Source organism: Allobosea sp. UNC402CLCol (assembly GCF_000745475.1).
GTDB lineage: Bacteria > Pseudomonadota > Alphaproteobacteria > Rhizobiales > Beijerinckiaceae > Allobosea > Allobosea spartocytisi.
Genome location: NZ_JQJJ01000010.1, coordinates 164,087 through 190,163, shown reverse-complemented (window position 1 = coordinate 190,163; position 26,077 = coordinate 164,087). Strand labels below are relative to the sequence as shown.

Annotated in this window: 23 protein-coding genes; 15 read left to right on the top strand and 8 right to left on the bottom strand. The window is 66.9% G+C overall.

Translation table 11 applies throughout. The features are described from left to right. Positions 1–122: 122 nt before the first annotated feature. From GY40_RS12905 to GY40_RS27975, 4 genes are all read left to right on the top strand, one after another. On the top strand, positions 123–3,662 hold the full coding sequence (locus tag GY40_RS12905; protein WP_248311159.1) for an indolepyruvate ferredoxin oxidoreductase family protein: 3,540 nt from the start codon (positions 123–125) through the stop codon (positions 3,660–3,662). Between the two features lie 167 nt (positions 3,663–3,829). Beyond that, positions 3,830–4,504: a Crp/Fnr family transcriptional regulator gene (locus GY40_RS12900; RefSeq protein WP_038362863.1), complete on the top strand. Its 675-nt coding sequence runs from the start codon at positions 3,830–3,832 to the stop codon at positions 4,502–4,504. Between the two features lie 103 nt (positions 4,505–4,607). Further along, complete coding sequence (locus GY40_RS12895; protein WP_038362861.1) at positions 4,608–4,811, top strand: hypothetical protein; 204 nt, start codon at positions 4,608–4,610, stop codon at positions 4,809–4,811. 85 nt (positions 4,812–4,896) lie between these two features. Then, positions 4,897–5,190 (top strand): hypothetical protein, encoded by a 294-nt coding sequence (locus GY40_RS27975; protein ID WP_038362860.1) that lies wholly within the window; start codon positions 4,897–4,899, stop codon positions 5,188–5,190. 155 nt (positions 5,191–5,345) lie between these two features. Here GY40_RS27975 and GY40_RS12885 read toward each other — a convergent pair whose 3' ends face one another. Further along, complete coding sequence (locus GY40_RS12885) at positions 5,346–5,744, bottom strand: VOC family protein (protein ID WP_038362859.1); 399 nt, start codon at positions 5,742–5,744, stop codon at positions 5,346–5,348. Between the two features lie 274 nt (positions 5,745–6,018). On the opposite strand from GY40_RS12885, the gene GY40_RS12880 reads away from it, so the two are divergent. The 8 genes from GY40_RS12880 to GY40_RS12845 all read left to right on the top strand — a co-directional run bounded on the left by GY40_RS12880 (position 6,019) and on the right by GY40_RS12845 (position 15,431). Further along, positions 6,019–8,001: an AMP-dependent synthetase/ligase gene (locus tag GY40_RS12880; RefSeq protein ID WP_038362858.1), complete on the top strand. Its 1,983-nt coding sequence runs from the start codon at positions 6,019–6,021 to the stop codon at positions 7,999–8,001. 17 nt (positions 8,002–8,018) lie between these two features. Beyond that, the gene (locus GY40_RS12875; RefSeq protein ID WP_248311158.1) at positions 8,019–8,813 is read left to right on the top strand and encodes an ABC transporter ATP-binding protein; all 795 of its coding nucleotides are present in this window, start codon (positions 8,019–8,021) and stop codon (positions 8,811–8,813) included. A gap of 172 nt (positions 8,814–8,985) precedes the next feature. Beyond that, positions 8,986–9,900: a branched-chain amino acid ABC transporter permease gene (locus GY40_RS12870; protein WP_051988150.1), complete on the top strand. Its 915-nt coding sequence runs from the start codon at positions 8,986–8,988 to the stop codon at positions 9,898–9,900. Between the two features lie 12 nt (positions 9,901–9,912). Further along, positions 9,913–10,992: a branched-chain amino acid ABC transporter permease gene (locus GY40_RS12865; RefSeq protein WP_038362856.1), complete on the top strand. Its 1,080-nt coding sequence runs from the start codon at positions 9,913–9,915 to the stop codon at positions 10,990–10,992. A 104-nt stretch (positions 10,993–11,096) separates the two neighbouring features. After that, on the top strand, positions 11,097–12,428 hold the full coding sequence (locus GY40_RS12860) for an ABC transporter substrate-binding protein (protein WP_051987937.1): 1,332 nt from the start codon (positions 11,097–11,099) through the stop codon (positions 12,426–12,428). A 174-nt stretch (positions 12,429–12,602) separates the two neighbouring features. Continuing rightward, complete coding sequence (locus GY40_RS12855) at positions 12,603–13,448, top strand: ABC transporter ATP-binding protein (RefSeq protein ID WP_038362855.1); 846 nt, start codon at positions 12,603–12,605, stop codon at positions 13,446–13,448. Between the two features lie 28 nt (positions 13,449–13,476). Next, complete coding sequence (locus GY40_RS12850) at positions 13,477–14,157, top strand: zinc metallopeptidase (protein ID WP_197062747.1); 681 nt, start codon at positions 13,477–13,479, stop codon at positions 14,155–14,157. Positions 14,158–14,198: 41 nt separating this feature from the next. Then, complete coding sequence (locus tag GY40_RS12845; protein WP_038362853.1) at positions 14,199–15,431, top strand: phenylacetate--CoA ligase family protein; 1,233 nt, start codon at positions 14,199–14,201, stop codon at positions 15,429–15,431. 59 nt (positions 15,432–15,490) lie between these two features. Here GY40_RS12845 and ung read toward each other — a convergent pair whose 3' ends face one another. Together ung and GY40_RS12835 are read right to left on the bottom strand one after the other, a co-directional pair. Continuing rightward, on the bottom strand, positions 15,491–16,189 hold the full coding sequence (gene ung, locus GY40_RS12840) for a uracil-DNA glycosylase (protein WP_038362852.1): 699 nt from the start codon (positions 16,187–16,189) through the stop codon (positions 15,491–15,493). Continuing rightward, positions 16,186–17,709, bottom strand: a complete 1,524-nt coding sequence (locus GY40_RS12835) for a bifunctional metallophosphatase/5'-nucleotidase (RefSeq protein ID WP_038362851.1) — start codon at positions 17,707–17,709, stop codon at positions 16,186–16,188. Before GY40_RS12835 ends, ung begins: the two co-directional genes overlap by 4 nt. Positions 17,710–17,887: 178 nt before the next feature. Here GY40_RS12835 and hemH point away from each other — a divergent pair, with 178 nt between their 5' ends. Beyond that, complete coding sequence (gene hemH, locus GY40_RS12830) at positions 17,888–18,952, top strand: ferrochelatase (protein WP_051987934.1); 1,065 nt, start codon at positions 17,888–17,890, stop codon at positions 18,950–18,952. A 108-nt stretch (positions 18,953–19,060) separates the two neighbouring features. Here hemH and GY40_RS12825 read toward each other — a convergent pair whose 3' ends face one another. Further along, positions 19,061–19,771 (bottom strand): alpha/beta hydrolase, encoded by a 711-nt coding sequence (locus tag GY40_RS12825; protein WP_166652904.1) that lies wholly within the window; start codon positions 19,769–19,771, stop codon positions 19,061–19,063. A gap of 228 nt (positions 19,772–19,999) precedes the next feature. Between GY40_RS12825 and GY40_RS12820 the strand changes: the two genes are divergently transcribed. Next, complete coding sequence (locus tag GY40_RS12820) at positions 20,000–20,503, top strand: MarR family winged helix-turn-helix transcriptional regulator (protein ID WP_051987932.1); 504 nt, start codon at positions 20,000–20,002, stop codon at positions 20,501–20,503. A 55-nt stretch (positions 20,504–20,558) separates the two neighbouring features. Here the strand turns inward: GY40_RS12820 and GY40_RS12815 are convergent, their stop codons facing one another. From GY40_RS12815 to GY40_RS12800, 4 genes are all read right to left on the bottom strand, one after another. Further along, a complete protein-coding gene (locus tag GY40_RS12815; protein ID WP_081925362.1) occupies positions 20,559–21,470 on the bottom strand; it encodes a TorF family putative porin in 912 nt (303 codons plus the stop codon). Positions 21,471–21,686: 216 nt separating this feature from the next. Then, on the bottom strand, positions 21,687–23,123 hold the full coding sequence (locus tag GY40_RS12810; protein WP_197062746.1) for a L,D-transpeptidase family protein: 1,437 nt from the start codon (positions 23,121–23,123) through the stop codon (positions 21,687–21,689). Positions 23,124–23,310: 187 nt separating this feature from the next. Further along, complete coding sequence (locus tag GY40_RS12805) at positions 23,311–24,264, bottom strand: acetyl-CoA carboxylase carboxyltransferase subunit alpha (protein WP_038364053.1); 954 nt, start codon at positions 24,262–24,264, stop codon at positions 23,311–23,313. A gap of 105 nt (positions 24,265–24,369) precedes the next feature. Next, positions 24,370–25,167, bottom strand: a complete 798-nt coding sequence (locus GY40_RS12800; protein WP_051988149.1) for a class I SAM-dependent methyltransferase — start codon at positions 25,165–25,167, stop codon at positions 24,370–24,372. A gap of 143 nt (positions 25,168–25,310) precedes the next feature. Between GY40_RS12800 and gloB the strand changes: the two genes are divergently transcribed. Continuing rightward, positions 25,311–26,075 (top strand): hydroxyacylglutathione hydrolase, encoded by a 765-nt coding sequence (gene gloB, locus GY40_RS12795; protein ID WP_038364049.1) that lies wholly within the window; start codon positions 25,311–25,313, stop codon positions 26,073–26,075. Positions 26,076–26,077 lie beyond the last annotated feature (2 nt).

The following is a 26,077-nucleotide window of genomic DNA, read 5'->3' as shown; positions in this document are numbered from 1 at the left end:
AACAATGCCAATGTGATTGACCGCCTTCGGGCGATATGTCAGCGTTGCTGACATATCTTGCATCGAGACAGGTCGAGAGGCCGGATCAACCGGCCCGCGGGAACGACGATCGGGAGGCCGGCATGACTGAGCCAATGCGCGATTCCAGCGTCGATGCGGGCACGCTTCGCTCCGTCACGCTCGACGACAAATACGACCTCGGCAAGCGGGACATCTTCCTGACCGGCACGCAGGCCGTCGCCCGCATGCTCTTGATGCAGCGCGAGCGCGACCGGCTGGCGGGGCTGAACACTGCCGGCTTCGTCTCGGGCTATCGCGGCTCGCCGCTCGGCGGGCTCGACCAACAGCTCATGCGCGCCGGCAAGGCCCTGACCGCGGCCAACATCGTCTTCCAGCCCGGGCTGAATGAAGACCTCGCCGCGACCGCCGTTTGGGGCACCCAGCAGGCCGAACTGCAGGGCGAGGGCAAGTATGACGGCGTCTTCGCGCTCTGGTACGGCAAGGGCCCAGGTGTCGACCGCTCGGGCGACGTCTTCCGCCACGGCAACATGGCCGGCACCTCGCCCCATGGCGGCGTGATCTGCCTGATGGGCGACGACCACACGGCGGAATCCTCGACCAACGCCCACCAGACCGAGTTCGTCCTGGTCGATCGGATGATGCCGATCCTGAACCCCGCCGGGGTGCAGGAGATCATCGATTACGGCCTGCACGGCATCGCGCTCTCGCGCTTCGCCTCGGTCTGGGTCGGCATCAAATGCGTCAAGGACAACATCGAATCGACCGCCTCGATCGACGGCGCGCTCGACCGCGTCTCGATCGTGACGCCGACGGACTACGTGCCGCCGCCGGGCGGGCTTGCCATCCGCCGCGAACTGGATTTTGTCGAGCAGGAGCGACGCCTGCATCTCTACAAGCGCGACGCGATGCTGGCCTATCTGCGCGCCAACCGCCTCAACCGCATCGTCACCCATGGCGGCCGGGAGCCGCGTATCGGCATCGCCACCGTCGGCAAATCCTATCTCGACGTGCGCCAGGCGCTGGAGGACCTCGGCATCGACGAGGTCCGCGCCAATGATCTCGGCATCCGCCTGTTCAAGCTCGCCTGTCCCTGGCCGATCGACCCGGCCGAGCTGAAATCCTTCGCGGAGGGCCTCGACCTGATCATGGTCGTCGAGGAGAAGCGCTCCCTGATCGAGGTGCAGGTCCGCGAGGAGCTTTACGGCGCGGCGCATCAGCCGATGGTGATCGGCAAGAAGGACGAGAACGGCAATTGGCTCTTCCCCGTCCATGGCGCGCTCGACCCCAACGACATCGCCATCGCGCTGGGCGGCCGCCTGCTGCAATACCGCGACGATCCCGCCCTGCGCGCCCGGCTGGAAGAGATCGCCAAGGCGCAAGGCAGGCTCGCCGAGGCGCAGGAAATCGCGAAGCGCACGCCCTATTTCTGCTCGGGCTGCCCGCACAACTCCTCGACCGTCGTGCCCGAGGGCTCGCGCGCCTATGCCGGCATCGGCTGCCACTACATGGTGCAGTGGATGGATCGCGACACCGCCGGCTTCACCCAGATGGGCGGCGAAGGGGCGAACTGGATCGGCGAGGCGCCGTTCTCGACGCGCGGCCACGTCTTCCAGAATCTCGGCGACGGCACCTATACCCATTCCGGCTCGCTCGCGATCCGCTGGGCGGTCGCGAGCGGCGTCACCATCACCTACAAGCTGCTCTATAACGACGCCGTCGCCATGACCGGCGGCCAGCAGGCGGAAGGCCATCTCTCGCCCGACCAGATGGCAAGGCAGGTCGCGGCCGAGGGCGTGAAGCGCATCGCCGTGGTCAGCGACGACCCCGGCAAATATCCGCCCGGCACGCAATGGCCGGCCGGCACGACGCTGCACCACCGCGAGGAGCTCGACGCCGTCCAGCGCGAGCTCGCCGGAACCGCTGGTGTCTCGCTGCTGCTCTACGACCAGACCTGCGCCACCGAGAAGCGCCGCCGCCGCAAGCGCGGAGCCTATCCTGACCCCGACAAGCGCGTCGTCATCAACGAGCTGGTCTGCGAGGGCTGCGGCGATTGCGGCGTGCAGTCGAACTGCGTCTCGGTGCAGCCGCTGGAGACCGAATTCGGCCGCAAGCGCCAGATCGACCAGTCGAACTGCAACAAGGATTTCTCCTGCGTGAAGGGCTTCTGCCCGTCCTTCGTAACGGTCCACGGCGCCCGCCCGAAGAAGGCGGAGCCGCTGCGTCTCGATGCGCAGGCGCTGGGCGAGGCCGATATCCCCGAGCCCGCCGTGCCGGCGCTCGACCGCAGCTTCGCCGTGATCGTCACCGGCGTCGGCGGCACCGGCGTCGTCACCATCGGCGCGATCCTCGGCATGGCCGCCCATCTCGAGGACAAGGGCTGCGGCATGATCGACATGGCCGGCCTCGCCCAGAAGGGCGGCGCGGTCTTCAGCCACGTCAAGCTCGCGCCGAGACCCGAGGACATTCACGCCATCCGCGTCACGGCCGGACAGGCCGATCTCGTTCTGGGCTGCGACCTGACCGTCACCGGCTCGAAGAAGGTGCTCGGCGCGATCCGGCCCGAAGGCGGGATGGTCATCGTCAACACCGCCGAGAGCCTGCCGGGCGACTTCACCCGCAATGCCGACTTCTCGCTCCCGACCGAACGCCTGAAGCGCGCCATCCTCTCGGCGGCGGGCCGCGACAACACCCGCTTCCTCGACGCTACCGCGACGGCGGTCGCCTTCCTTGGCAATGCCATCGCGGCCAATATGCTGATGCTCGGCCATGCCTGGCAGCTCGGCGCCGTGCCCTTGTCCCGCGCGGCGCTGCGCCGGGCGATCGTGCTCAACGGCGAGGCCGTGGCGATGAATCTCGAGGCCTTCGAGCTCGGCCGCCGCGCCGCGCATGATCCGGCCGCGCTCGACGCGCTGCTGGCCCAGGTCAATGCGCCGACAGCCGCCCGCCATCTCTCGGAGACGCTCGACGAGATCATCGCCCGCCGCGTCGCCTATCTCACCGCCTATCAGAACACCGCCTATGGCGCCCGCTACCGCCATCTCGTCGCGCGCGTGCAGACGAAGGAAGCGGCCGTCTCGCCCGGCCAGACGGCTCTGAGCGAGGCGGTCGCACGCAATCTCTTCAAGCTGATGGCCTATAAGGACGAATACGAGGTCGCGCGCCTCTACAGCGACGGCGCCTTCCGCCAGCAGCTCGCCGCGACCTTCGAGGCCGACGGCAAGGATGGCAAAGCGCTGCGCTACGAATTCCACCTCGCCCCGCCGCTGCTGGCCAGGCGCGATCCGAACACTGGCCTGCCGCGCAAGATGAGCTTCGGGCCGTGGATGATGGGGGCCTTCTCGCTGCTGGCGAAATTCAAGGGCCTGCGCGGCACCGCCTTCGACCTCTTCGGCTACACGCAGGAACGCCGCACCGAGCGCCGGCTGATCGCCGATTACGAGGCGCTGCTGAACGAACTGCTGACCAAGCTCACGCCGGAGAACCACGCGCTCTGCGTGGCGCTGGCCGCGATCCCGGAGAAGATCCGCGGCTTCGGCCATGTGAAAGAGCGGCACCTGAAGGCGGCGAAGGCCGAGGAGGCGATGTTGCTGGGGCAGTTGCGTGAGGGGCTGCCCGCGGCCTTGCCACAGGCGGCGGAATAGCCGGCAACGCTCTGTGCCGTCATGCTCGGGCTTGACCCGAGCATCTCGTGACAAGCAGGCTCTGGAGCCCCTTCCTGAAGGAGATTCTCGGGTCTACGCTCCGCTTCGCCCGAGAATGACGCCACGCTGCCCGAAGTCTCTCCCCGCCAACCCGGATAACCGCCACCTTGATCGCCCCCGAAGAGCTGCGCGCCATCGCCTCCTGGTCCCGCGATCTGTCGGAAGCGGAATTCGAAGAGGCGCGGCGCGGCATCAGTTTCAGGAGCTACGGCAAGAACGCCTCGATCTGCCATGTCGGCGACCGGCTGGAATCCTGGACAGGCGTGGCCGAGGGGCTGGTCAAGATGGCCACCACCTCGAAATCCGGCAAGACCGCGACGCTCGCGGGCCTGCGCGCCGGCGCCTGGTTCGGCGAGGGCACGGTGATCAAGGCCGAGCCACGCCGCTACGAGCTGGTGGCGCTGCGCGATTCCAGGATCGCCCTGATGCGCCGCTCCACCTTCTTGTGGCTGTTCGAGCATTCGGCCGCGTTCAACCGCTTCCTCGTCCACCAGTTCAACGAGCGCCTCGCCCAGTTCATCTCGCTGGCCGAGACCGAACGCACGCTCGATTCGACCGGGCGGCTGGCCCGCAACCTCGCCTGGCTGTTCAACCCGATCCTCTATCCCGACCTCGACCGCACGCTCACAGTCTCACAGGAGGAGCTCGGCATGCTCGCCGGCATCTCGCGGCAGATGGCCAATCAGGGGCTGGCGAAGCTGGCCTCGCTCGGCCTGATCGAGCTCGGCCATGGCAGCGTCACCATCATCGATCTCGAGCGGCTGGCGCGCTATGAGGCGTAGCCGGATCATCGGCCAGCGCCGCGCCTGCCAAGCTGGCGGCACAAAATCTCGCCTCGCGCGTTGCTCTTCCCGAGGCGCCCTCCGGCGCGACGGGATTGAGACAATGTTCTGGTTCTTCGAAGCCTTCGCAAAACGCATCAACGAACAGGCCGCGGAATACGCCGCGGCGCAGACACAGGTTCTGAAACGCGGCTTCGGCCTGTGGCCGGATTTGACCGCCCAGCCCGTCAGAATCGAAAGCTCTTCGGCAAGGGACAAGCGGCTTCACCGCCTCGCAATGGCGAAAAGCGCCTCCCGCCCTCGCTGAACGCCAGCAGAACACACCGTTCAGGCGGGGTTCCAACCCGGGCTGTTCAAATCCTCTCAGTCGATGCAAAAGAAGGACATATTCGATGCGCAAGCTTCTGATTGCCGCCAGCCTGGCCCTGGCTGCCTTCGCCGCGGCCCCTGCCGGCGCCGCCGCACCGCAGAGCCTCCCGCAGGCTGAACAGCTCGACAAGCTGCCGGCCGAGTTCACCCGCCACAACCGCGAGCACCGCCACTGGGAAATCCAGCGGAACATGGAACGGCGGCACTTCCGCCATGGCCGTGGCTATGACCGCGGCTACGGCTATCGCCGCCATGGCGGCCCGCCGCCCTGGGCGCCCGCGCATGGCTATCGCCGCCACCACGGCTATCGCTACTGAGCATCCAGCCTGAGAGGCCCGTCCCCTGACCGGGGGCGGGCCTTTTTCTTGCGCGGGGCGTGGCGACAGATCAGGCATCGGCTCGAAAAGTGAAATGCGGTTTTCGGGAAAAGCCGATGCGAAAACAGTGATCTACGGTTTCGGCGGCGTGCCGGTCAGGCCGGCGCATTGAAGACGGCTTCGATGGCGTAGCCGTCCGGATCCACCACAAAGGCCGCGTAATAATGCGGCCCGTAATGCGGGCGCAGGCCAGGCGCGCCATTGTCCCGCCCGCCATGACGGAGCGCGGCCTCGTGAAAACGAGCGACGGCCGCGCGATCGGGCGCCGCGAAAGCGAGATGGAACCCCGGCCCCGGCGGCTTCTGTCCCTCCGGCCTGTGCTTCAGCGCGAGCCTGTCGCCGCCGCCAGGAGCGCCGTAGCCAACTGCCTGCCCTGTCTCGCCCGGGCGCAGATCCTGCCAGACCCTGACATAACCGAGCGGCGCCAGCACAGCATCGTAGAAGGCGCAGGCACGCTCGATATCGGCAACGCCGAAAGACAGATGATGAAGCATGAGTCGGTCCGCCACCGTCGCAGGCACGGTTCCGCCCGCCGATTCTATCTGCCGAATTCGTGAGGAAAATCAGGGCCGAAGCAGAGAATCTACGAAACACATCTGCGTGAAAAGCAAACTTCGGCGGGACAATAGTCACCAAAAGGCGAATTGTCTGTCAAGCGGGTCCTTGCAAGGATGATGGCCGCCTGCAAGTCTGGCATGAGAACGAGGCCGGAAACCGGCCCGCTGAAGTCGCCACGACGCATGGCGGCTCGACAGGGAGAACGCAATCGTGGCGAGCGGCACCGCTGTTGAGGCGGACACCTTTCCGAAATTGCTGTTGCGCAATGCCAGGGAGCGCGCCGCGCGCGTCGCCTTCCGGCACAAGGACCTCGGCATCTGGCAGTCCTGGAACTGGGCGGAGGTGGCGGAGCATGTCCGCAGCTTCGCCAAGGGCTTGCAGGATCTCGGCCTGAAGCGCGGCGAGAAGGTCGCCATCATCGGCTACAACCGACCCAGGCTCTATTGGTCGATGTGCGCCGCGCAGTGGCTCGGCGCCGTCCCCGTGCCTGTTTATGCCGACAGCGTCGCCGAGGAGATGGCCTATGTCCTCGACCATGCCGAGGCGGTCTTCGCCGTGGTGCAGGACCAGGAGCAGGTCGACAAGATCCTCTCGATCGCCGAGCGCCTGCCCCATCTCCGGCACATGCTCTATGACGAGCCGCGCGGCTTGCGCGACTACGACCACAGCAAGCTCCACGCCATCGAGGCGGTGATGCAGGCGGGCGCCAAGGCGCTGAAGGACCCGCAGCAAGCCGCCGCCCTGCAAAGCGAGATGGAAGCCGGCAAGGGCTCCGATCTCGGCATCATCCTCTACACCTCCGGCACGACCGGACGGCCCAAGGGCGTGATGCTCTCGCATTACAACATCCTGATCGCGGCCGAGATCGGCTGCAGCTTCGACGGGCTGAACGAGAGCGACGAGGTCATCGCCTATCTGCCGATCGCCTGGGTCGGCGACCACGTCTTCTCCTATGCGCAGGCGATGCTGGCCGGCTTCTGCGTCAACTGCCCGGAAAGCCCCGAGACCGTCATCGACGACCGCCGCGAGGTCGGCACGACCTACGCTTTTGCGCCGCCGCGCGTCTTCGAGACCATGCTGACCATCACCATGGTGCGCATGGAGGATGCCGGCGCCCTCAAGCGGAGGATGTTCCACTACTTCCTCGGCGTCGCGAAACGCTATGGCGAGCAGATCCTCAATGGCGAGAGCGTGCCGCTGAAGGGCCGGCTGCTCTACAGGCTCGGCGACATCCTGGTCTACGGCCCCCTGCGCAACCGCTTTGGCCTGACCAACATCAAGGTCGGCTATACCGCGGGCGAGGCGATCGGCCCCGAGCTTTTCCGCTTCTACCGCTCGATCGGCGTCAATCTGAAGCAGCTCTACGGCCAGACCGAAGCCGGGGTCTACATCACCATGCAGCCCAATGGCGAGATCAAGGCCGACACCGTCGGCAAGCCCGCGCCGATGGTCGAGATCCGCATCGACGACAATGGCGAGGTGCTCTACCGCTCGCCCTCGATCTTCGGCGGCTACTACAAGGACCCGGACAAGACCGCCGAGACGATGACCGCGGACGGCTATGTCCGCTCGGGCGATGCCGGCTTCTTCGACGAGGGCGGCCACCTCAAGATCATCGACCGCGCCAAGGATGTCGGCAAGCTCAACAACGGCGATCTTTTTCCGCCGAAATACATCGAGAACAAGCTGAAGTTCTATCCGAACATCAAGGAGGTCGTCGCCTTCGGCCAGGGCCGCGACTACGCCACGGTCGCGCTCAACATCGATCTCACCGCCGTCGGCAACTGGGCCGAGCGCCACAACGTCGTCTACGCTTCCTATCAGGAGCTCGCCGGCCACGATCTCGTCTACGACATGATCGCCAAGCACATCGACGAGGTGAACCGCTCGCTCGCCTCCGAGCCGATGATGGGCGGTGCGCAGATCAAGCGCTTCCTCATCCTGCACAAGGAACTCGACGCCGACGACGGCGAACTGACCCGCACCCAGAAGGTCCGGCGCGGCTTCATCGCCGAGCGCTACGCCCCGCTGGTGACGGCGCTCTATGACGGCTCGGAGGCGGCGGACATCTCGACCGAAGTGACCTTCGAGGACGGGCGCAAGGGCGTGATCTCGGCCCGCGTCAAGGTCCGCGACGCCAAGACCTACCCCGTGACAGCCGAGGGAGCGCCGGCGACGGCGAAGGCGGCATGAACGCGGAACCGATGAACGTGACCGGCACCCCCCTCCGCGACAAGGGCGAAGTCCTGCTCTCGGTCGAGAACATCTCGCTGCGCTTCGGCGGCGTGAAGGCGATCACCGATGTCTCCTTCGACATCCGCAAGGGCGAGATTCGCGCCATCATCGGCCCCAACGGCGCCGGCAAGACCTCGATGCTGAACTGCATCAACGGCTTCTATCAGCCGCAGGAAGGCCGCGTCGTCTTCAAGGGCGAGCGCCGCGCCAAGATGCGCCCGCACCGCGCCGCCGCCGGCGGCATCGCCCGCACCTTCCAGAACGTCGCACTGTTCAAGGGCATGTCGACGCTCGACAACATCATGACCGGCCGCACCCTCAAGATGAAGCGGGGCTTCTTCTGGCAGGCGCTGCGTCACGGCCCGGCGCTGCACGAGGAGATCGAGCATCGCCGCGTCGTCGAGGACATTATCGACTTCCTGCAGATCGAGCACATCCGCAAATTGCCGGTCGGCAAATTGCCCTACGGCCTGCAGAAGCGTGTTGAACTGGGCCGCGCGCTCGCCATGGAGCCCGAGCTCCTGTTGCTCGACGAGCCGATGGCCGGCATGAACCTCGAGGAGAAGGAGGACATGTGCCGCTTCATCCTCGACGTGAACAACCAGTTCGGCACGACCATTGCGTTGATCGAGCACGATATGGGCGTGGTCATGGACCTCTCCGACCGCGTCGTGGTGCTCGAATACGGCCGCAAGATCGCCGACGGCACGCCCGACGAGGTGAAGCGCGACCAGAAGGTCATCGACGCGTATCTCGGCGTGGCGCATTGAGGAGCGTGGAGACATGAGCGACATCGCCACCCGCCCCGCTCCGAACCTGCTCGCCAGCCCGCTGGTCAAGTTCGGCCTGCTCCTGGCCGCCATCGTGGTGGCGCTCGCCGCCGGCATTTGGCTCGATTCCTCCAACACGCTCTACGCGATCTTCGTCGACCCATTCCGGCAGATGGCCCAGGCGCCCGACCTGCTGGTGCAGACGATCTGGGAAGGGCTCGTCTCCGGCGTGCTCTATGCCCTGATCGCGCTCGGCTTCGTGCTGATCTTCAAGGCTTCGGGGGTGTTCAACTTCGCCCAGGGCATCATGGTGGTGTTCGCGGCCCTGACGCTGGTCGGCCTCTACGAGAAGGGCGTGCCGGCCTTTCTCGCCGTCATCATCACGCTCGGCGTGATGTTCGCGCTGGCCGTGGCCATCGAACGCGTGGTGCTCAGGCCCCTGGTCAACCAGCCCGACATCATCCTGTTCATGGCAACCTTCGGCATCACCTATTTCCTGATCGGCTTCGGCGAGGCGCTTTTCGGCGGCAATCCCAAGCAGATGATCGCCGACCAGCTCTATCTGCCCAAGGGCGCGATCGACCTGCAAATCCTCGGCGGGCTGGTCTCGCTGCAGAAGATCGACATCGCGGCTGCCGTCATCGCCTCGCTGATGATCGCCGCGCTCGCCGCCTTCTTCCAGTACACCCGCATCGGCCGGGCGCTCAGGGCCGTTGCCGACAGCCACAAGGCTGCCCTCTCGGTCGGCATCTCGCTCAACCAGATCTGGGTGATCGTCTGGTTCACCGCTGGCATCGTCGCGCTGATCACCGGCATCATGTGGGGCGCCCGCTCGGACGTGTCCTTCGCGCTCGAGATCGTGGCGCTGAAGGCGCTGCCGGTGCTGATCCTCGGCGGCTTCACCTCGATCCCCGGCGCCATCGTCGGCGGCCTCATCATCGGCATCGGCGAGAAGCTCGGCGAGTTCTACTGGGGCCCGCTGGTCGGCGGCGGCATCGAGAGCTGGCTCGCCTATTTCATCGCCCTGGGTTTCCTGCTGTTCCGGCCGCAGGGCCTGTTCGGCGACAAGATCATCGAACGCATCTGAGGAGCCGGAACCATGCTCTACCGTGAGGCCGGCCAATACAAATCCACCTACGCCGCCGATATGGGCGTCTTCCCGCTCCGGGAGGACCGGATCGGCATCGCCGTCATTCTGGCGATCGCCCTCGTCGCCATTCCCTTCTTCGGCAGCGACTTCTTCATCGCCTCGGTGATGATCCCCTTCCTCGTCTTCTCGCTGGCGGCGATCGGGCTCAACATCCTCACCGGCTATACCGGGCTGATCTCGCTTGGCACTGCCGCCTTCATGGGGGTCGGCGCCTATAGCTGCTACAAGCTGACGACGCTGTTCCCGGGCGTGAACATCATCGTCCTGATCCTGCTCTCGGGGCTGTTCTCGGCCGGCATCGGCGTGCTCTTCGGCCTGCCCTCGCTGCGCATCAAGGGCTTCTACCTCGCGGTCGCGACGCTCGCCGCGCAGTTCTTCCTGCAATGGGCCTTCGTGCGCGTGCCCTGGCTGTTCAACTACAACGCCTCGGGCGCGATCGAGGTGCCGCAGCGCACCCTCTTCGATATCCCGCTCACGGGCGCATCCGCCACCCCGGAGACGCGCTATTTCGTCTGCCTCGGCCTGGTCGTGGTGCTGACCTGGTTCGCCTCGAACCTGGTCCATGGCAAGCTCGGCCGCTCCTGGATGGCGGTGCGCGACATGGACATCGCCGCGGAGCTCATGGGCATCAAGCTGCTCAACGCCAAGCTGATGGCCTTCGCCGTCTCCTCTTATTTCGCCGGGGTTGCCGGCGCGATGATGATCTTCCTCTGGTACGGCGGCGGCGAGGCGGCGGACGTGTTTTCGATCCGGCTGTCCTTCAGCATCCTGTTCATGGTCATCATCGGCGGATTGGGCTCGCTGATCGGCTCCTTCTTCGGGGCGGCCTTCCTCTCGGTGCTGCCGACGGCGCTGAAATTCGGCCTGCCGGCGCTGGGCGTCCCGATCGGCGGCGCCGCGGCCGAGCACGTCACCTTCATGCTGGTGGGCGCGCTGATCATCACCTTCCTGATCGTCGAGCCGCACGGCCTCGCAAGGCTCTGGCAGATCGGCAAGCAGAAATTGCGGACATGGCCCTTCCCGTACTGAGGCGGGAGAGAGTCCAACAAACGACCGGCACGCCAGAAGCGCCGGCGAAAAGCAAGACGGGACCGGCTGGAACCGGCCCCGGAGGAAACGAACGGAGGAAGTCCATGAAGACGAGCAAGTTGATGAAAGCTGCCGGACTCGGGGCCCTTTTGGCCGCCACCGCCATCGTCGCGCCGGGTTATGCGCAGGACAGCGTCTATTTCGCCAACAACGCCTATCGCACCGGCCCGTTCTCGGGCTCAGGCATCCCGATCGGCGACGGCATGCGCGACTACATCACGATGATCAACGAGCGCGACGGCGGCGTGAACGGCGTCAAGGTCATCTACGAGGAATGCGAGACCGGCTACGACACCAAGAAGTCGATCGAGTGCTACGAGCAGGCCAAGGCGAAGAACACCATCGTCTACTCGCCCTGGTCGACCGGCGCGACGCTCGCCGCGATCCCGCGCGCCCATGTCGACAAGATCCCGATCCTGTCGATGGCCTATGGCCTCTCCGCTTCGGCCGACGGCACGAACTTCCCCTGGGTCTTCATCCCGCCCTTCACCTATTGGGACGGCGCCTCCGTCATGGTGAAGCACATGGCGGCCGAGCTCGGCGGCCTCGACAAGCTCAAGGGCAAGAAGCTCGGCCTGATCCATCTCGACGCACCCTTCGGCAAGGAGCCGATCCCGGTTCTGGAGAACCTCGCCAAGAAATACGGCTTCGAGCTGAAGCTCTATCCGGTGGCGGCGGCCGACATGCAGAACCAGGGCTCGCTCTGGCTCTCGATCCGGCGTGACCGGCCCGACTTCCTCTACAACCAGGGCTGGGGGGCGATGAACCCGACCGCGGTCAAGGAAGCCGCCAAGAACAACTTCCCGATGAACAAGTTCGTCGGCGTCTGGTGGGCCGGCGGCGACGACGACGCCCGTGCCGGCGGCGAGCAGGCCAAGGGCTACTCTTCGCTGAGCTGGACGCTCGCCGGCACCGAGGCGCCCGCGATGCAGGACATCCTGAAATTCGTGGTCGACAAGGGCAAAAGCACGACGCCGAAGGAAAAGGTCGGCGAGGCCCTCTACAACCGCGGCGTCTACAACGCGATGCTCGTCGTCGAGGGCGTCCGCAACGCGCAGAAGCTCACCGGCAAGAAGGTGATCGACGCGCAGGACATGCGCCGCGGCCTGGAATCGCTCAACCTGACCGAGGCGCGCCTGAAGGAGATCGGGCTCGGCGGCTTCGTCACGCCGACGACGATCTCCTGCACCGACCATTCCGGCCACAGCAAGATGTTCGTCTCCGAGTGGGACGGCACCAAATGGACCAAGAAGGCCGACTGGGTCGAGCCGATGAAGGACGAGGTCCGTCCGCTCATCGAATCCAACGCCAAGGACTATGTCGAGAAGGCCGGCAACTGGCCGAAGCGCTCGGAGTCCTGCGAGAAGTCGTCCTGACGACAAAGGGGGCGGTTCGCGCCGCCCCCGCCTTCCTTCTCCCCTCGGGGAGAAGGTGTCTGCGAAGCAGACGGATGAGGGCAGACTTGCTCCGTTCTCATCCGTCATGTCCCTCATCCGACCCGGCTCCGCCGGGCCACCTTCTCCCCCGAGGGGAGAAGGAAGGAGTGTGAGATGTCGACCGCCACCCTCGAAAAACCGGCCGCAGCGACCGCGCGCGACACCATCCTGTCGCTCAACAATATCGAGGTCATCTACGACCATGTCGTGCTGGTGCTGAAGGGCGTCTCGCTCACCGTGCCGCGCCAGGGCATCGTCGCGATCCTCGGCGCCAACGGCGCCGGCAAGACCACGACGCTGAAGGCGATCTCCAACCTGCTCAAGGCGGAGCGCGGCGAGGTCACCAAGGGCTCGATCGTCTTCGACGGCGAGCGCGTCGACAAGCTCTCGCCGAACGAGCTCGTCCGGCGCGGCTGCATCCAGGTCATGGAAGGCCGCCACTGCTTCGGCCATCTCTCGATCGAGGAGAATCTGCTGACCGGCGCCTTCACCCGCCGCGACGGCAATGCCGCGATCAAGCGCGACCTTGAGAAGATCTACACGCTGTTCCCGCGGCTGAAGCAGCGGCGGACCTCGCAGGCCGGCTATACCTCCGGCGGCGAACAGCAGATGTGCGCCATAGGCCGGGCGATGATGTCGAACCCCAAGATGATCCTGCTCGACGAGCCCTCGATGGGTCTCGCCCCGCAGATCGTCGAGGAGATCTTCGAGATCGTGCGCCAGCTCAACGCCGATGAAGGGGTATCCTTCCTCGTTGCCGAGCAGAACACCAATATGGCGCTGCGCTATGCCACCTATGGCTATATCATGGAGACCGGCCGCGTCGTCATGGATGGCGACGCGAAGATGCTGCGCGAGAACGAGGACGTGAAGGAATTCTATCTCGGCGTGGCGGAAGGCGACAAGAAGTCCTTCCGCGAGGTGAAGAGCTACAAGCGCCGCAAGCGCTGGCTCTCCTGAGACGGGACGGGTTCGACGGTCGATCACCATGCTCTACGCCGTGGCAGCCCTGCTGGTTCTCCTGCTGATCTTCGGGCCACAGGCCTGGGTCCGCAGCCAGATGAGCCGCCATGCCGTCGCCCGGCCGGACCTGCCGGGAACCGGCGGCGAACTGGCGCGGCATCTGCTCGACCGCTTCCAGCTCGGCGCCGTCGCGGTGGAGACCACCGAGGGCGGCGATCACTACGATCCGGAGGCGCGCACCGTGCGCCTCTCGCGCGACAACCATGACGGCCGTTCGATCACGGCCGTTGCGGTGGCCGCCCATGAGGTCGGCCACGCCATCCAGCATGCGGAAGGCAGCACGCTGCTCGCGGCGCGCAGCATGCTCGCCCGCACGATGGGGATCGTCGACAAGGTCGCCATGGCGATCCTGATCACCGCCCCGCTGGTCGCGGCGGTGACGCATCTGCCGGCCTTGGGCCTGATGCAGTTCGGCCTTGCCGTGGCGCTGCTCGGCATCGGGCTCATCGTGCATCTGGTGACGCTGCCGCTCGAATTCGACGCCAGCTTCGGCAAGGCGCTGCCGATCCTCGCCGGGGACGGCTATCTCGACCGGCACGACTTGCCTGCCGCCCGCGGCGTGCTGCGGGCTGCGGCCCTCACCTATGTCGCCGGCGCGCTGATCGGCCTGCTCAATTTCCTGCGCCTGCTGCGCGTCATCCGCTGACGGCGCGGCCCCGAACGAGATCACGACCTGGGACCCGACAGATGAACGCGCATCACGACGATCTGGAGACCCGTCCCCCCGAGATTCGCGAGGCCGATCTCTTCGCGCGCCTGCCGGGGCTGCTTGCGGCTGCGATGCGCGCCCCGGCCTATGCCGAGCGTCTCAGCGGCATCGACCCCGCCGGGATCACCGACCGCAAGGCGCTGGCCCGCCTGCCGATCCTGCGCAAGGCCGATCTTCCGGCCCTGCAGAAGGCCTTCCTGCCCTTTGGCGGCCTCGTCCCCTCCGCTCCCGGCTCCTTCGGGCGGCTCTTCACCTCGCCCGGCCCGATCTTCGAGCCGGAAGGCACGGCGAGCGACGCCTGGGGTGCCGCGCGCGGGCTCGTCGCCGCCGGCTTCCGGCCGGGCGACATCGTGTTGAACACGCTGAGCTATCATCTGACGCCGGGCGGCTTCATCATGGACTCGGCCGCGCGTGCCGCCGGCTGCGCCGTCATCCCGGCAGGTCCCGGCAATACCGAGCAGCAGATGGAGGTGATCGCGGCCTACCGCCCGAGCGCCTATGCCGGCACACCCGACTTCCTCAAGATCCTGATCGAGGCCGCCGATGCCCGCGGCGTCGACATTGCCTCGATCAAGCGCGCCGTCGTCTCCGGCGCGGCCTTCCCACCCTCGCTCCAGGCCTGGGTCAGGGAGCGCGGCATCGACGCCTACCAGCTCTATGCCACCGCCGATATCGGCGTCATCGCCTATGAGACCTCGGCCCGCGAGGGCATGGTCCTCAACGAGAATTTGATCGTCGAGATCGTCCGCCCCGGCACCGGCGACCCGGTCCCGGAGGGCGAGGTCGGCGAGGTCGTCGTCACCAATCTCGACCCGCATCATCCGCAGATCCGGCTGGCCGTCGGTGATCTCACCGCCGTCCTGCCCGGCATCAGCGCCTGCGGACGCACCAACACCCGCATCAGGGGCTGGATGGGCCGCGCCGACCAGACGGCGAAGATCAAGGGCATGTTCGTGCGCCCCGAGCAGGTCGCCGAGATCGCCAGGCGCCATGCCGAGATCGCCAAGCTCCGCCTCGTTGTCGGCCGCGCCGACGAGGTCGACACCATGACCCTGAAGGCCGAGATTTATGCCGAGCCGGCCGGGCTGGTCGACGCAATGTCCTCGACGCTGCAGCAGGTGACCAAGCTCAAGGGCGCAGTCGAGATCCTGCCGCTCGGCGCCCTGCCGAACGACGGCAAGGTCATCGCGGACGAGCGACCGGTAGGGTAGCGACCGCCTCCGAAGCCTGCGCGCTCCCTTCCCCCCTTGCGGGAGAAGGAAGGCGCCCCTCACCAGTCGATCGCCTTTTCCCCCTGCTCCTCCAGCCAGGCATTCGCCCGGCTGAACGGCTTCGACCCAAAAAATCCCCGCCTTGCCGACAACGGCGACGGATGGGCGCTGGCGATGACCAGATGCCGGCTCTCGTCGATCAGCGGCCGCTTCGTCTGCGCCGGCGCGCCCCAGAGCAGGAAGACGACATGCGGCCGCATCCGCGCGATGGCGGCGATGATCTCGTCGGTGACCTTGCCCCAGCCCAATTGAAGATGCGAACCCGCCTTGCTCGCGCCCTCGCGCACGGTCAGCGCCGTGTTGAGCAGCAGCACGCCCTGCTGCGCCCAGCGCGTCAGGTCACCATCGCCCGGCGCCGGTAGCCCGAGATCCTCCGCGCGCTCCTTGTAGATATTGACGAGCGAGCGCGGCAGCGGCGGCGGCCCGACATAGGAGAAGGCGAGCCCGTTGGCATGGCCGGGCGTCGGATAGGGGTCCTGTCCAAGGATGACGGCGCGAACCGCATCGAGCGGTGTCAGGCTGAGCGCCGCGAACACCCGTTCCGGGGCCGGCGCCACGACATGGCCCGCAGCCCGCTCGGCATCCACGGCGGCGCAGGCGCGTGCAGCCTCCGCACCGGGAGCAAAGACCGGCAGGTCGCGCCAGCCCCGGGAATTCCCGCTCGCCAGGAAAGCCGCGAGCGCCTTGCTGCAGCTCACTTCAAGACCGCCCGCCCCTCGACCTTGGCGTCGATCGTCCCGAGCCGGCGCAGATAGACCATCACCTCATTGGCCATCAGCTTGCCGTCGGTCAGGCCGATCAGCGTCTTGCCGCGGCCGAGCGCGGTATAGCCGTCGCCGCCTTCGAGCATGAAGTTGTTGGAGGCGACGGTGTATTTGCCGGCCGGGTCGATCGGCGTGCCGTCGGTCAGGGTGAGCGCAGTGACGCGCGAGCCGACCGGCTGCTTGATATCCGCCTCGAACTTCAGCCCTGACACGACCGGAAACTTGCCCGAGCCCTGCGGCGCCGGCGAAAGCCCGTTCTCGATCGCGTCCTTCACGTCCTTGCCGGTGATCTCGACCATGACGGTGGCATTGCCGAAGGGCAGTTCGCTCAGCACGTCGCGCCGCGTCAGCGTCGTGCCGGCCGCATATTGCTTGTTGGCGCGGATGCCGCCGGCATTGGTGATGGCGAGCTGCGCGCCGGTGGCGGCCCGGATCGCGTCCGCGATCAGGTTGCCGATCGCCGCCTCCTGCGTGCGGATGACGCCCGTGCGCGAGTCGAGCGGCACGTTGAGCTTGGCGACATCGACGTCGAGCTCCTTCGAGAGTTCCCCTTCGTAGCCCTTGACGATGGCCGCGACCTCCGGGTCCGGCGTCGCCGAGCGGGAATCGTTGACCCGGAAGGTCGGGCTCCACGTCACCTGCCGCGCCGCGCCCTCGCCCTTGATGCTGACCGCGATGTCGATGGCAGTGACGTAATTGCCCTCCTCGTTCGACTCCACCATCACCACCTTGCCGTCATAGGCGATGGCGAGGTCGTGGTCGTGGCCGGTGAGCAGGACGTCGACGACGCGCGAGCGCACGATCTCGTTGTCCATCGCCCGGTCGGCATGGACGACGGCGACGAGGATATCGGCGCCCTGCCCCCTCAGCGCCCTGGCCTCGCGCTTGAGCGCCTCCATGGTCGAGGAGAATTTCAGGTCGCCGGGATTGGAGATCTGCGGCGTCGGATCATAGGCCGTGCCGATGACGCCGACCTTGATGCCGCCGAGCTCGAAGATCTGGCTGTCCTTGTGGCCGGGCAGCGGGTTGCCGGCCGCATCGCGCAGATTGGCGGCGAAGGTCGGATAGGTCTGCGCGGCGACGAGCTTGAGATAGTTCTCCTTGCCGAAATCGAACTCGTGATTGCCCGGCACGAAGACGTCGAGGCCCATCTTGTTCTGCATCGCGACGATATGCGCGCCCTGGTCGAAGCCCGACATCAGCGAGGGCGAGTAGCAGTCGCCGGCATGGCAAAACAGCACCGGCACGCCCTTGGCGCGCTCCGCCTTGGCGATGCCGGCGGCGCGCGCGAAGCCGCCGCGGCCCTTGTCGTCGCTCATCTTGTAGATGTCGTTGACCAGCAGCAGCGTGAAGCTCGGCGCCGGCTGCTGCGCCATCGCGGCGGGCGCCGTCGCGGCAAGGGCCGCAGGGGCGGCAAGAACGCCGAGGGCTTTGCGACGTGTCAGCTTTGTCATGGCGGGCGCCCCTCTTGAGAAGGTGTCCAGACTAGCAAGAGACGCGCCGCGCTGACCAGATGCCTTTCGGCCCCGGACCTGCCTGTCGGCGATGTCGCACCCGGCCCGTCCCCTCTCTTCAAGGCTGGACGAAAGCGCGAACTCGTCTAAATCACGAGCGCAAGGAGAGCCTGCGCTCATGACTGCTGACATCGCCACGGCCCCGGCCCGCGAAGCCGTTCCGCTCCCGCCGGATCACCCGCAAGCCCGATACGGCCGCATCGGCGTGCTGCTGATGAATCTCGGCACACCGGAAGGCACCGGCTACTGGCCGATGCGCGCCTATCTCAAGGAGTTCCTCTCGGACCGGCGCGTCATCGAGGAGCCGCGCTGGAAATGGTGGCCGATCCTCAACCTGATCATCCTGTCGACGCGGCCGGGCCGCAAAGGCAAGGACTACGCCTCGATCTGGAACAACGAGCGCAATGAGGGTCCGCTCAAGACCATCACGCGCTCGCAGACCGAGCAGCTTGCAGAGCGCCTGAAGCCGCTGGCCGGCGAGCGCGTCGTCTTCGACTGGGCGATGCGCTACGGCCTGCCCGATGTGAAGAGCCGTTTGAAGGCCCTGCTCGACCAGGGCTGCGACCGCATCCTGCTGGTGCCGCTTTATCCGCAATATGCCGCGCCAACCTCGGCCACGGCCTGCGACCAGGCCTTCCGCGCGCTGATGCAGATGCGCTGGCAGCCGGCGGTGCGCGTCTCGCCGCCCTATCACGACGACCCCGCCTATATCGGCGCGCTCGCCCGCTCGATGCGGGCATCGCTGGCCAAGCTCGATTTCGAGCCGGAGGTCCTCCTCTGCTCCTTCCACGGCATGCCGAAGGACTACCTGCTCAAAGGCGACCCCTATTACTGCCAATGCGTGAAGACCTGGCGGCTGCTGCGCGCCGAGCTCGGCCTCTCCGAGGAGCGTTTCCCGCTGACCTTCCAGTCGCGCTTCGGGCCGGACGAATGGTTGCAGCCCTATACCGACGAGACGGTGAAGGCGCTGGCGCTGGCCGGGAAGAAGTCGATGGCGATCGTGGCGCCGGGCTTCTCGGCCGATTGCCTGGAGACGCTTGAGGAGCTCGACGGCGAGAACCGCGAGATCTTCCTGCACAATGGCGGCGAAAAATTCGCCTATCTGCCCTGCCTCAACGATTCCGCCGAGGGTATCGACGTCATCGCCGAAGTCGTGCAGCGCGAATTGATGGGCTGGCTCTGAGGCAAGCTAGAGCATTTTCGAGCGAAGTGGACACCGGCTCGCGTGAAGAAAATGCGTTAAAACAAAGAGATAGGGCATTTCTGCGATTCGGAGAAACGCGGAAATACTCTAACGCTCTTCGCTACCGACGAAGCGCGTGACGCTCTCGATCACCGGCTTCGCCTGCAGGATGCGGCGATGGCCGAAGCCGCTCGTCTCCTCCAGGTCGACGAAGGAGCCTGCCGCCGCCAGCGCCTCGGCATGGCGGAAATCGAGCTCGCGATCCTGCCGGTCATGGACGACCAGGGTCGGCACGCCGATCGCGGCGAGCTGCGCCGGCCCCTCGAAAGCCTCGACCGGATTGCCGGCGACGACATGGATGCGCCGTTCGAGCGCCGCCTGGCCGCGCCGGCCGAGCCCGATGCCGGCGCCGAACCGCCGCGTGATCTGCTTGATCGAGGAGGGCGCGGCGATCATCGCGAGACGCCCGGCACTCACCGGAGGCTGGCCAGGAACCGAGCCCGCCAGCGCCGCGAGCGCGATCGCCCCGCCGAAGGAATGCGTCACGATCGCATGCAGCGGCCCGAAGGCGCGCGCCACCGCCGCCAGGCTGGCCACCCCGAGCGGCAGGTTCAGCACCCGCCCCGTCGAGGCGCCATGCGCCGGCAGGTCGAAGGCCACGACGCGGAAGCCGGCTTCGCGCAGCGGCGCTGCAAAGGCGGTCATGAAAGCCGCTTCGCTGTTCCAGCCATGCACCAGCAGCACGGTGCCGCGCTGGCTGGCCCCGACCGGCGCGAAGACATAGGCCGTGACGCTCCCGCAGGGGAACGGAACCGCCATCGCCTCCGCTTCCACCAGGCGGCCCGCGGCGCTCCGCGCACCGGCGGACGCGTTTTCGTTTCGCGCCGGGCGGCGCGGCGGGGTACAGAACAGACGGAAGGCGAGTCTGCCGGTTGCCGCGGGCGCCACGAAGCTGGCGACCCGGGTCAGAGGACGCAGGAGGCGGAGAGCGGTGTCGGCCATGGCATGGAGCCCAATCTGTTCAACGCTGAACTATTATGTTCAGCCATGAACAAAAAGCAAGCCTCTTCCCAGCCCTCTTCGACTGCGGGGTCCAGGCCGGAGCCGGAACGCCAGCTTCTGCCCTGGGATCTGCCGCGTTTCCGCAACTGGATTTCGGTCGCCCGCGTCCACACGCTCTGGGAAAAGGCCTTCGGCGAGGCGCTGGCGCCGCTCGACATCCAGGTCGCCCATTATGACGTGCTCGCCAACATCTTCCACGTGCCCGGCCTGACGCAGCAGGCCCTGGCCGGGAAGCTGCTGGTCGGGCGCAGCGCCATGAGCATGCTGCTGCCGGTGCTGGAGCGGCGCGGGCTGATCGAGCGGCGCGGCGACGAGGCGGACCGGCGCGTGCGCAGGCTCTGGCTCACGCCGGAGGGCGAGGCTCTGACCCGCAAGGCGATGGCGATCCATGTCGCCGAGATCGAGGCGATGATGACGGTGCTGAGCGAGGACGAATGCAACGCCATCGGCGAGATGATGCGCCGCGTCGCCAAGGCGCTGGAAAGCTGACGCAAAAGGGCCGCCCGAACGGGCGGCCCTTCGCGATGGACAATGAGAGCCCGGCTTACTGCTGTGCGAAGATGCCGAGGCTGCTGGCCGTGATGTCGAAGGAGAGCGTGCCGACCACGGCGGCGCCGCACCATTTCGAGCGGCCGCTGCCCGAGTAGATCCCGCTCGGATCGGCGGTCAGCGCGAAGCACTCGGTCTTCGACAGCGTCGTGTCGTGGTAGCGCAGATCCGCCGTGACGTTCTTCCAGGTGTAGGAGACGCCGGCGTTCCAGTAGGTGTAGTCGGGCAGGTTGGTCGGCGGATTGGTCGACCAGATCGCCAGATTGGTCCTGCCGAGCCAGTAATGGCCGAGCTCGCCCGAGACCGACAGCCCTTCGAGGAAGGGCAGGGCGTATTTCGCCGTGACCGAGGCATAGGTGCCGTCGGCGCCGGTGCCGAGCCAATCCCAGGCGTAGAAGACGTTCGCGCCGAGCGTGAGGCTCTCGGCGAAGGTGTAGGACACCTTGCCATAAACCTCGGTGTAATCGGTGTTCTTCGGCGTCCAGTAGGTGCCGGCGAAGTCGATCAGCTGCTTTTCGCGCGGATAGTAGTACTGCATCACGCCGAAATCGAAGGCGAGATCGCCGAACTTCGGACGGATGCCGCCGTAGAAGTCGACTTCCGCGCTCGGCTTGGTCGCCAGATCGACGCTGGAGCCGTAGATGCCGGCATAGAACAGATTGTTGTAGACCTGCAGCTCGGCGCCGGCGCCGAAGCCCGGCCTGCGATCGGTCTGCGAGATACCGCGGAAATTATAGTCGGTCTGGCCCTTCACATTGACCGCGATGTCGAACCAGGTGATCGCCGGCACGACCGGAGCGGGCGGCGCCCCTTTCTTGCTGGGCAGGTCCGAAGCGAGCGCACCGGCCGCCAAGACGGTCGAAATGCCAAATCCCAACACCGAAGACCGAAAAAGATCCAGAACCATCGCCCAGCACCCCTCACCGCGCCTTGGTCGCGCTTTCGCCACAATCAAGCAGGGCACGGGGGATTTTCGGCAAGACGAGCTTTTCGGCAGCCTGCCCGCCAAATAAGCAAAAGCCCCCGAAACGGGGGCCTTCGCGCCTGCAAAACAGGCTCAGATCATTTGATCGGGAACTGTTGCAGTTCCGTCACATACCCAAAACGCCGGAAACGACCGCGATCAGCGCGTGACCGGCTGGCTGGCATAGGCGGCCGGCGACTGGTCCAGGCTGCTGGTGCGCAGGTTCGTCGCCCGTCGCGGCGGCAGCGGGGCGCGGATATTGGTCGGATTTGCCGGCACGGTGACCTCGACCGGCACTTCCACCGCAGCGGTGCTCTGCCCGCTCGTGCTGGAGGAGCCGCCGAATGTCGGCATGAAGCTCAGCGCGCGCTGCAGGAAGGGCTTGCTCTCCTCGGCCGGCGCGGCCACCGGCACCGAGGTGGTGCTGGCCAGCACTGGCGCCTGCTCGGCCTTGCCGGGCTGGATCCGCGCGAGCTGGGTCGTCGCCGGGGCGGTGAACGGCTTGGTCTCGGCCTTTGCCGGTTCGGGCTTGCTGGGCTCGGGCTTGGCAACCTCGGCCGGCGCGGCGGCGGCAACCGCAGCCATCACCGCGCCGTCATCCGCCGAAGCGGCGCGCGCCGTGCCTTTCGCCCTGCCCTTGTCGTCGAGCACGACCACGCTCGGCCCCGAGGCCAGCGCATCCTCGCGGCTGATGCCGACATCCCGCGACGCCCAGGACGCCCTGCGGTTGAGCGCATCGGCGCCGCCGGCCATCAGCGCCTGCTTGAACGAATTATGCTGGTCGCCGTCGTCATAGACGAGTCGGATCGCCGGCGTGCCCTTGGCGACGAGGGCAGCGACCTCGACCGCGTCCTGGCGTTCCTTCGCGGCAACCTCGGCCGGCTCCGAGCCGCCATTGAAGACATAGCGGCCGCCGACGACGGACACCGCCGGCTCGTCCTTCACGACTTCGAAATAGTCCGAGCCTTCCTTCAGGTTCTTCCAGAAGGCGATGTTCGGATCGAGCCGGTGCTGGGCGAGGTTCTTCGCCGTCATGCGGAAGGGGAAGGCCTGCATCTGCACGGCCTTCTGGCCGGCGTTCTGCGCCTCGCGCACCAGCGCGTAGATCTCGCCGATCTGGTCATCCGTCATCGAGTAGCAGCCGGCCGAGGAGCAGGCGCCATGCACCATCAGATGCGCGCCGGTGCGGCCATGGGCCCGGTCATAGGCGTTGGGATAGCCCATGTTGAACGAGACGTAATAGGACGAGTTCGGGTTCATCTGCTGCGGCGCGATGGCGTAGAAGCCCTCCGGCGCCATGCGGTCGCCCTCGCGCACCTTCGGGCCGAGCTGGCCCGACCAGCGGCACATGGGAAAAGTCTTGAGCAGGGCGTAGCGGCCATCGGCCTTGCGCTTCCAGACCTCGAGCTCCGACTCCTTCTTGTAGGAGCGGATCAGGATCGGCTGGTCCTTGCTCATGCCCTTCTCGGACATCAGCGCATAGGTCGCCGACGGAATCGGGATGTTGTGCCGACCGGCGCCGCGATAACGCTCTTCCTCGCAAGCCGCCAGGGTCAATGCAACAAAAGCCACGAGCGCGAGTTGCTTCAGTGCCACGTCGTCAATCCCATCGAACGGCAGGCCGGGGCGCGACCTGTGACTTCGCAAGACGGCTAAATTGTGCCGTCGTCCTGTTTTAGAAGCGTTAGCCTTGAGGGTTCCTTACCATAGGCTCCCTGAGTCTGGCCACATGGTCAATGCCCGGTAAAGACGCCGCCGTTTCGCAGGCGCGAAATCAACGCTTTCAGAGATGGCGCCCGATCCCGAGGAATTTTTCCGCCCGCTTGTCGACGATCGCGGCGCCGTCGAGGCCGGCGAAATCGGCGAGCGCCGCCGCGATGGCGTCCCCCGCCCGCGTCATCGCCGCCTGCTTGTCGCGGTGGGCGCCGCCGGTCGGCTCAGAGACGATTCCGTCGATGACGCCGAACCTGAGCAGGTCCTGCGCCGTGATCTTCATGCCGGTGGCGGCGTCCTGCGCGCGCGCCGTGTCGCGCCAGAGGATCGAGGCCGCGCCTTCCGGCGAGATCACCGAATAGATCGCATGCTCGAGCATCAGCACGCGGCTCGCCGCCGCGATCGCGATCGCCCCGCCCGAACCGCCCTCGCCGATCACCAGCGCGACGCTGGCTGTGGGCAGGCCGAGCCAGGCTTCCGTCGAGCGGGCGATGGCCTCGGCCTGGCCGCGCTCCTCGGCATCGATGCCCGGATAGGCGCCGGCGGTGTCGACGAAGCTCAGCACCGGCAGGCCGAAGCGGCCGGCCATCTCGACGAGCCGCACCGCTTTGCGATAGCCCTCGGGCTTCGGCATGCCGAAATTGTGCCGGATGCGGGTCTCGGTCGAATCGCCCTTCTCCTGGCCGATGACGCAGACCGCCTCGCCGCGGAAGCGGCCGAAGCCGCCGACGATCGCCTCGTCTTCCCCAAAGGCGCGATCGCCCGCGAGCGGCGTGAACTCCTCGATCAGCGCGGCGCAGTAATCCTTGAAATGCGGCCGCTGCGGATGGCGCGCCACCAGCGTCTTCTGCCAGGGCGTCAGCGCCGCATAGATTTCCTTGAGCGCCTGGTTCGCCTTGGCGTCGAGCTTGCCGATCTCTTCCGACAACGAGATGCCGTCGCCACGCGCCTCGAGAGCCCGCAACTCGTCCGACTTCGCCTCGAGCTCGGCGACCGGTTTCTCGAAATCCAGATAGCTACGCATCGTGATCCAGTTCAGCTTCCGCGCCGGGTTCGGCACGGATCGGCGGTTTCGCATGAAACCGGGGCTCGAAAGGCGGCGGACCATGTCCGCGACCCGGCGAAATTGTCAACCCGCATGGGGTTTTCGAGGTGACGGGAATTCCAGTCCCGCGCTGCCGGAAGGCTTCGCGGCGCGCGGCGTCGGCGCGGGCTGCGGCAGCAGGATGGGCCTGAGCGCGAAGCTGCGCCGCGTCGCGCGCAGCGGCGCGCGCCGGTAGAACTGCTTGGTCGCGTCGATGACATGGACCCCGGCGAAGGGCAGCGACAGCCCGAGCCCGATCTGCTCCCAGGCATAGGCCGAACGCATCAGGATCCGCCGCTGCAGCGGCGGCACATAGAGCACCTCAGCCCAGTGCTCGGGCGAGAATTCGGCGGCGCGCATCAGCGCCGAGAGCTGGCGGCGGCTGAACGGACGGCCCTGCCCGAAGGGCGTGCCGTCCATGCGCGCCCAGAGGCCGCGCCGGTTGGGCACCACCAGGATCATCCGCCCGCCGGGATTGAGCACGCGCGAAACCTCTTCCAGCAGGTCGTCGGGGCTTTCGGTCTCCTCCAGCGCATGGACGAGCACGACCCGGTCGATCGAGGCGGTCGGCAGCGGCAGCAGGGTCGGCTCGACCAGCGCCGAGGCGGAAAGCCCCGGCGAGGGCCAGTTCACCACGCCTTGCGCCGCCGGCATGAAGGCGATGGCGCGTTCGGCCTCGATGCCGAGCACGGAGAGATAGGGCGTGGAGAAGCCGAGCCCCAGCAGCCGCTGGCGGTCGCAATCCGGCCAGAAGCGCAGCATGGCCCGGCCGATGAAGCGTCGCGCCACATGCCCGAGCGGGCTGGCGTAGAAGGCGCGCAGGTCGACGACGTCGAGAGGCATGGCGCCTGAGATGGAACGCCGCGCGCGCGAACGCAAGGGCGGCTTCCGCAGCAACTGCACGACGACACTGCGCGCCCGGTGGGTTGATCGACAAGCGGCCTTGGCCCATGCAGGGCGTCCGTTCGCACTCGCAGGAGTCCGCCATGCCGCTCGACCTCCATGTCTTCCGCACGCTCAGCGACAATGCGGGCGCCCTGCTCCACGACCCCGCGACAGGTGCCTGCGCGGCGGTGGACGTGCCCGATGCCGGCGAGATGCTCGCCGCCGCCAGGGCCAAGGGCTGGACGATCAGCGACATCTTCATCACCCATGCCCATCACGACCATACGCAAGGCGTCGCCGAGGTGAAGCAGGCGACGGGCGCGACCGTCGTCGGCCCGGCCGATGCCCGCACATCCGCCCCGCTCGACCGCGTGATCGGCGAAGGCGACAGCGTGGCTCTGGCGGGCGAGCGCTTCGAGATCTGGCACACGCCCGGCCATTCCGACGGCCATCTCAGCTATATCGGCCTGGGCAGCAAGATCGCGCTGGTCGGCGACGTCGTCTTCGTCATGGGCTGCGGCCGGGTCCAGCCCGGCCAGATGGAGCGGATGTGGACCTCGCTCTCGCGCATCATGGCGCTGCCCGGCGACATCCGGCTCGTCACCGGCCATGACTACACGCTCGCCAATGCCCGCTTCGCCCGCTCGGTCGATCCGACGAACGCGGCGCTCGCCGCGCGTTTCGCCGAGGCCGGGACAGCCAAGGCCGAAGGCCGCTTCTGGGCGCTGACCACCATCGCCGAGGAACAGGCGACGAACCCCTTCTTCCGCGCCGGCGAGCCCACGCTGGCGGCCGCCGTCCATCTCGCCGGAAAGCCGGCTTCCCAGGTCTTCGCGGCGCTCCGCGAAGCCAAGAACAAGTTCTGACC